At 35.3% G+C, this 7,557-nt stretch carries 8 protein-coding genes; 4 read left to right on the top strand and 4 right to left on the bottom strand.

The features are described from left to right. Positions 1-250: 250 nt before the first annotated feature. A complete protein-coding gene (gene pstS / locus F6K22_RS24665) occupies positions 251-1,336 on the bottom strand; it encodes a phosphate ABC transporter substrate-binding protein PstS (RefSeq protein WP_293104024.1) in 1,086 nt (361 codons plus the stop codon). A gap of 447 nt (positions 1,337-1,783) precedes the next feature. Here pstS and bioB point away from each other — a divergent pair, with 447 nt between their 5' ends. From bioB to F6K22_RS24645, 4 genes are all read left to right on the top strand, one after another. Then, complete coding sequence (gene bioB / locus F6K22_RS24660) at positions 1,784-2,884, top strand: biotin synthase BioB (protein ID WP_293104022.1); 1,101 nt, start codon at positions 1,784-1,786, stop codon at positions 2,882-2,884. Positions 2,885-3,152: 268 nt separating this feature from the next. Continuing rightward, the gene (locus F6K22_RS24655; RefSeq protein ID WP_293104019.1) at positions 3,153-3,737 is read left to right on the top strand and encodes a biotin transporter BioY; all 585 of its coding nucleotides are present in this window, start codon (positions 3,153-3,155) and stop codon (positions 3,735-3,737) included. Between the two features lie 174 nt (positions 3,738-3,911). Next, entirely contained in the window at positions 3,912-4,406 is a 495-nt protein-coding gene (lspA, locus tag F6K22_RS24650; protein ID WP_293104016.1) for a signal peptidase II, read from the top strand. Between the two features lie 356 nt (positions 4,407-4,762). Beyond that, complete coding sequence (locus F6K22_RS24645) at positions 4,763-6,091, top strand: diguanylate cyclase domain-containing protein (RefSeq protein ID WP_293104014.1); 1,329 nt, start codon at positions 4,763-4,765, stop codon at positions 6,089-6,091. A gap of 757 nt (positions 6,092-6,848) precedes the next feature. Here F6K22_RS24645 and F6K22_RS24640 read toward each other — a convergent pair. From F6K22_RS24640 to F6K22_RS24630, 3 genes are all read right to left on the bottom strand, one after another. Next, positions 6,849-6,974 (bottom strand): RecQ family zinc-binding domain-containing protein, encoded by a 126-nt coding sequence (locus F6K22_RS24640; RefSeq protein WP_293104010.1) that lies wholly within the window; start codon positions 6,972-6,974, stop codon positions 6,849-6,851. 98 nt (positions 6,975-7,072) lie between these two features. Beyond that, positions 7,073-7,288 carry a RecQ family zinc-binding domain-containing protein gene (locus F6K22_RS24635; protein ID WP_293104007.1) on the bottom strand — a complete coding sequence of 72 codons (216 nt, stop codon included), beginning with the start codon at positions 7,286-7,288 and terminating at the stop codon, positions 7,073-7,075. A gap of 8 nt (positions 7,289-7,296) precedes the next feature. After that, on the bottom strand, positions 7,297-7,428 hold the full coding sequence (locus F6K22_RS24630) for a hypothetical protein (protein WP_293104004.1): 132 nt from the start codon (positions 7,426-7,428) through the stop codon (positions 7,297-7,299). Positions 7,429-7,557: the final 129 nt, after the last annotated feature.

Here is a 7,557-nt window from a genome sequence, read left to right as displayed (position 1 = left end):
AAATAGCACTCGAATCTTATTTAGTAAACCCCTACTCCCTCCCATCAATAAAATATAGCAAGACTTTTGAGAAATGGTATTAGTTAATAAGGCTAAATCATGAAAAAATCAACCCTTCTTTTTCCTATCTGAATCTAAATTAAGAGAAATTCAGAAGAGTTGAATGTATGAATAATTTGATGAAAGATGCAGAATCAAGTATGTTCTATTTTGCTTGGAAAATTTACTATAAGTTTTCTCTGTGTAAATATCACTTAAGACTAATTTGATAGCCGGAGCTAATTTTATCGGCAGCAGCAGCAACTGTTTGACGAACATTGTTAGGTAGAGGAATATAACCTAAATCAGCACTTACCTTCTGCCCCTCATTTAATCCATATTCAATCATTTTTTCTATACCCTGAGCTTTAGCTGCATCATCATATTGGCCATAAATCAGCATCCAAGTATAAGTAACGATAGGATAAGAATCATTACCTTCAGGGTCACTAATAAAAGCACGAAGATTTCCTGGTAATTTTACTGCTGCTAGAGTAGACTTAGCAGACTCTAAAGAAGCCTTAATATACTTACCAGATTTATTTTCTAGAGCTGCCGTATTGAGTTTAGCACTCTGAGCAAAACCAAATTCAACGTAACCTATGCCACCTTCTGTTTGACGAATTAAAGCAGCTACACCATCATTTTTGGCACCACCAACTCCTGTTGGCCAAGATACAGTTTTACCTTCTCCGACTTTCTGTTTCCATTCTGGACTAATAGCACTTAAATGTTTCGTAAATACTCCTGTAGTTCCACTACCATCAGAACGGTGAACTACAGTAATTGGTGTATCTGGTAAATTTACCCCGGAATTAATAGCAGTAATTTTTGAGTCGTTCCACTTTGTAATTTTACCCAAAAGAATATCTACATAAACTTCCCTAGATAATTTCAGCTCGGATACACCGGGTAAATTGTAAGCTAATACAACACTACCCGCAGTCATAGGAAGCATCATAACTCCCCGGCCGACTTTGGCAATTTCCTCATCTTTCATTGCCACATCAGAAGCACCGAAATCTACTAATTCTTGAGTAAATCTCTCAACACCAGCACCACTACCAACTGATTGATAATCTACTCCAATATCAGAACGACTATCTCTCATATCAGCAAACCAACGTTGATATAGGGGTGCTGGAAAAGATGCACCTGCACCTACAAGGTTGACTTTTTGTTGAGCTAAACTGTACTTTACCCCAGCAATTGTAGTAGCTATACCAATTGTTAAGGCTACTAGGGAGACTTTAGAGGTATTACGAATTATTTGACTAAATTTGATACTAAGTGTCATAAGTATTTAAAATTTAAGATTGATTTGAAACAAAAGTAACAATCAATGATAGTTGAACATACTGAGGTTAAAAAGAGGTAAAGAATAGGTAAAGGAAAAGTTAATAAATCGTTAGCGATCGATAATGATAGTGGCGCGTCAAACTTAAAGTAATGGAATAGATTTTTGACTAAAAGCTTTGAAAAATCAACATCACACCATTTTCCTAAAGTCACATTTAAGGCTTAACACCACAGTAGTGGACTGTTTCACCTAAAATCGTGCATTAGGGGAGTAGGGAAGATAAATCCGCCTTGCTAACTTCCTCTCATCGTTTTTGATATTTCCGATAATTGAAAAATAGAAATGGAAATTTAAAAATTTTACCACTTAAATTAATTCTATGAAAATGTGGGTGAAAAATGGTAAAATTGAACCTCATAAAATATAGTAATTACAAGGTTAGTCGTGGTTCAAGCACCCCCATCAACCAATACAGACACAAATACCAAAGCTTTCCTATCTTTGCCAGAGACGAGAAACCAGTTAGAGCAATGGCTCCATAATTTAGCCAAGCACATTATTTCTGGATATCGTCTTAGCCGAGAAGAGGCTATGATACTTACTCAAATTACAGAACAAGAAGATATACTGTTACTTTGTGAAGCTGCCGATAAAGTTCGTAAAGCTTGTTGTGGAAATGTTGTAGACCTTTGTAGCATCATTAATGTCAAGTCTGGAGGCTGTTCAGAAAATTGTAGCTTCTGTTCCCAGTCATCCCATCATCCAGGAGAAGCTTCCCCAGTATATGGCCTCAAATCTACTGAAGAAATTTTAGCTCAAGCAAAAGCAGCAGAAGCAGGTGGAGCTAAAAGATTTTGCTTGGTGTCTCAGGGTAGAGGTATTAAGTATAATAGTCCCAAGTCTAGAGAATTTGAGCAAATTCTGGCTACAGTAAGACAAATTATTGCTCAGACCAATATTAAGCCTTGTTGTGCTTTGGGAGAAGTAACACCAGAACAAGCTCAAGCATTGGCAGAGGTAGGAGTAACTCGCTACAATCATAATTTGGAAGCTTCTGAGCATTTTTACCCGGAAATTGTGACTACTCATAGCTGGAATGACCGAGTTGAAACTGTGAAAAACCTCAAAGCAGCAGGTATTCAAGCTTGCACTGGGGGTATTATTGGTATGGGAGAAACTTGGGCAGATAGAATAGATTTGGCCTTATCTTTGCGAGAGCTAGAGGTTGAGTCTGTACCCTTAAATTTATTGAACCCTCGTGAAGGTACACCTTTGGGTGATTTGCCAAGATTAGACCCCTATGATGCTTTAAAGGCGATCGCTATTTTTCGTCTCATTTTACCAGAACAAATTATTCGCTATGCTGGAGGGCGAGAAGCTGTGATGGGAGAATTGCAAGCTTTGGGATTAAAGGCTGGTATTAATGCTATGTTGATAGGCCATTATCTGACAACTCTTGGTCAACCTCCAGAAAAAGACCAAGCAATGCTGGAATCTCTTGGACTTCAAGGTGGAGAAGCTCCTATTCCAACTAATAGGTTGTAAGGGTTTCCTGTGGAATGCTGCGCAAACAGCCGTCAGCTATCAGCTATTAGCTATTGCTTTTGATGGGTGATCAAAGCTTTATTAATTGAGCCGAAGTTTAATCTTACTACAAAAGTTATCTCTTTTGACCTTAGAGCTTATATTCATTTAAACCCCCTCCTGAAGGAAGGGTATTATTGCTGAGAGCTGATAGCTAATAGCTGAATGCTTACAATAGGTTTTAGGTAGTCGGATAATTGTTTATTCTCAAAAATAATTGTTAATTGCCGTGACAATTACAATAGAGTTACTATGGGCAATTGTAGGTTTACTCTTAACAATTGCTGCAACATTTTTACCTGCCTCTTTTGCCAGTCCAACTTGGATTTGGGAACAACAAGAAATTAAGACTTTTTCTTTAGGAGTAACTTACCAAGTTGGGGCTGTTTTATTGGTAGGTTGTTTGGGTGGAAAAAATGCTGCTGTTATTTCTCAAATAGCCTATATTTTTTTAGGTCTAACTTTATTACCTGTGTTTACTCACGGTGGTGGTATTGGTTATTTGAGAGAACCTAGTTTTGGTTATTTATTGGGTTTTATTCCGGGAGCTTGGATATGTGGAAATTTAGCTTTTAAAGCATATCCTAAACTAGAATTATTAGCTTTTAGCTGTTTATCTGGCTTGTTGAGTGTTCATGCAACTGGGTTAGCTTATCTCATTATTAGTGGTATTTTCGGTTGGAGAAATACAGAATCATTATCTTTATTTGAAGGTATTTTTAGATATTCTATTTTTCCCTTACCAGGACAACTAGGAATTATATGTGCTGTAGCAGTTATGGCTTATTTCCTACGACGTTTACTATTTTATTAATTAGCTATCAGTTTTTAGCATTTCCGTACCGGAATGCTTCCCTACGGGATGCTAGACAAAGCCAAATAGCTCGCCTCCGTAGGAGGAATTTCGTTAACAACTTTAACAGCTTTTATACAGCAGATTCGGTAATTAATGTCCTCCAACTGACAGTAAATCTAATTAATATAGTAATTGTTAAACTTGAAATTACGTTTTCACAAAAATCCCTTATTCTGGATAGCTGCAATTATCAGCATTGTATTAGACCATCTAACTAAGTTTTGGGTGGTACAAAATTTTCAACTAGAAGAAAGTCTGGCTTTATGGCCTGGTGTATTTCACTTTACTTATGTAACTAATACTGGAGCTGCTTTTAGTCTCTTTAGTAATGGTGGAGTTTATTGGTTGCGCTGGTTATCTTTGATAGTTAGTCTTGGTCTGATGGCTTGGGCTTGGTTTGGGCCTAAATTTAATCGATGGGAAGAACTGGGCTATGGTTTAATTTTAGGAGGGGCATTGGGTAATGGTATTGATAGATTCGTTTCTGGTTATGTTGTAGATTTTCTCCATTTTCGCCTCATAGATTTTCCCGTTTTTAATGTGGCAGATGTTTCGATTAATGTTGGTATTATTTGTTTACTTATTACAACTTTTTTTAGTGGAACACCTAAAGGTCGCTCCCATTAATTTATTTTTATCTTGTTATCTTATTTTAGATTCCTAGCTTTAAAAAGACGAGTATTCTAGGTATTTTATTAAAGGGGTTAAAACCACACACATTTAATATTAAATCTGGTTATACATTTATAGAATTTGCTACTTGCCATCAAGACAGACCTAACTCGGTATACTCTTATTTTTCTGACTTTTTACTTTATGCGTCGCTTTGAAGAAACTGATTCATCACAACTTTGGGAGGAAAAATGTTTAATTTTTAGAATTTATGGAATTTATAATTTTTTATTGTAGGAATAAATCACAAATTAAGATGTAACTGCCTATGCATGAATTTGGTATTATTTGACTTGATTAATATCACATAAATGATGACAGCTATAAGATGGAAATTATTAAAGTTTTGCCAACTACTATATCAACTGCTCTATATGCGTGTGATTACCATTCTTGTAATTTTACTCTGTTTGGGTTTTGGTATGGCTTTAGTAGGAACTTACTATCTCTCAATTAATTTAGTAGATTCTCAAGCAATGCACTATGCAAAAGTGGCTGTTAAAACCTTGAATGAAGCTAGAATATTGTACAGCAAGAATGTTGTCGATCGGATCAAGTCAATGGATGGTGTCCTGGTCATTCCTGAATACCATACTGTCAATGGAGCTATTCCTAATCCTGCTACCTATACTATTGAACTTGGGGAACGTCTCAGCGATCAATCAAAGGGTATGTTGTTTAGACTTTACAGCGATTATCCATTTCCTAATCGACAAGTAACGGGAGGACCTCAAGATAAGTTTGAGCGGGATGCACTGACTTACTTGAAAGAGCATCCAGAAGCTTCGTTTTATCGCAAAGAGCAATTTGGCGATCGCCTCTCGTTTCGCTATACGGAAGCTGTCTTGATGGAGCCAAGTTGTGTAGCTTGTCATAATACACTACGAAGTAGTCCTAGAAAAGACTGGAAAGTTGGACAAGTGCGTGGCATCGTAGAAATTACTCAGCCTGTTGATAATCTTACGCTGATAGCTGAAGATGGATTAAAAATAATTTATACTGTTTTGATGAGTATCATTGCTCTAGCAATTTCAGGTTTAATTTTAGTTATTGGACGCTTTCGTGCAATTAATCAAGAGCTAGAACAGAAAGTTTTGGAAAGAACAGCAGCTCTCAATCATTTAGCTACCATTGATGAGTTGACTCAACTGATTAATAGGCGTCAGTTTAATCTACTTCTTCAGCAAGAGTGGCAACGAATGCAACGACAAGAACAACCCTTATCGTTGATTCTTTGTGATGTTGATTATTTCAAGAAATACAATGATACTTACGGTCATCTAGAAGGAGATAATTGCCTTCGTGCTATTGCCCAAGTTTTGGATAATAATGTCAAGCGTTCTGGAGAATTTGCAGCGAGGTACGGTGGGGAAGAGTTTGCGATTGTTTTACCAGGCATAAATTGTCTTGAAGCAACTAGAATAGCAACTATAATTATGAATGCTATTCATTGTCTAAAGATACCTCACAAAACCTCTTTGAATCACTCCTATGTAACCCTAAGTATGGGAATTGCAACTACTATTCCTAACGATAAAAGTTCTCCTGAACAATTGATTAAGTCGGCAGATCGAGGATTATACCAAGCCAAAGAAGAAGGACGGAATCGGTTTATCATTTGGAATGAACCTCAACCATAGTTTTACTTTAACTCAATCAAATATAAATAATTAATACTATTTTTTATAGTTTTACTATAGTTATTTTAATTTTATACCAATTTCATAAAATATTGTTACAGTGACTCTGTTCTTAGGAGTCAGATAGGGGAGCTATTGGTAGGGCGATTACAGTCTTCAGTAGGTAATAATTTATAATATTTATTTTTTCTGAGAGTAAAGCAGTTTTATGATTGATTAAAAATAGTTTGATAACTAAAATAAGTCGTTTTTTGTGCCCAAGGGATAGTTTGATTTTTACCCTCTAGGTAGGCAAAATTGACTAACATTTTTGTAACCATTTTATTGTAACTACCTTTTTTGAATCTGATATTTTTTATTTATATAAAATTAGGTTATATTATGTACGGTTGAATAGTTATAAATAACAAGGTAGTAGTCGGGAGTCAGAAGTCAGTACAGAAGAGGAGGGAGTTTGAAGATATTAAGCAGGTACATAAAATTAATTACACATTTGGTCACATTGAATTCCTTGTGGTATTAGCATCACATCAAATCCAAGTATGTAAAAAATTTTGTTTAGGCACTCAAGGTGATCAAGTTTTTTTTATCGCTCTTATTACTTCCTCTTAATACAGATTTTATATTGGATACGAATTTAAAAATTCATGCTATTCAAATTCTTTGTTTCTCCTGAATTCTGAATTCTGAATTCAGAATTCAGACTCGTTGGCAATACGATAACTAATTACCGAGACTTCTATATTATAACTACTAACTACTTTTCTTTCTTTATACAATTATCACAGTGACCGCAACGCATATTTTGAGCTTCCTGAGAAAAACCAAATGCTTGTAATAAAAATTGCCATCGACATTTTCGAGTAGAAAAATATTGATTCATTTCCTCAATTCCTGAACTGTAATTTCAAGAAACTTTTTTACTATTACCAGACTTATTAATAATATAGTTAAACGGGTCGCGCCATCTCAATTTTAGAACTACTTTTCCTGATTTATACAATTATTACAGTAACCGCAACGCATATTTTGAGCTTCCTGAGAAAAACCAAATGCTTGTAATAAAAATTGCCATCGACATTTTCGAGTAGAAAAATATTGATTCATTTCCTCAACTCCTGAACTGTAATCTAAAGAAGCTTTTTTACCATTACTAGACTTATTAATAATATAGTTAAACGGGTCGCGCCACCTCAATTTTAGAACTACTTTTCCTGATTTATACCATCATCACAGTAACTGCAACAAATATTTTGAGCTTCCTGAGAAAAACCAAATGCTTGTAATAAAAACTGCCATCGACATCGACATTTTCTAGTAGAAAAATATTGATTCATTTCCTCAACTCCTGAATTGTAATTTCAAGAAACTTTTCTTTCTTTATACAATTATCACAGTGACCGCAACGCATATTTTGAGCTTCCTGAAAAAAAACAAATGCTTGTAATAAAAACTGCCATCGACAT

Origin of the sequence: Okeania sp. SIO2F4, from assembly GCF_010672385.1 — a bacterium.
Taxonomy (GTDB): domain Bacteria; phylum Cyanobacteriota; class Cyanobacteriia; order Cyanobacteriales; family Microcoleaceae; genus Trichodesmium.
This window is presented reverse-complemented; position numbering and strand designations above follow the sequence as displayed.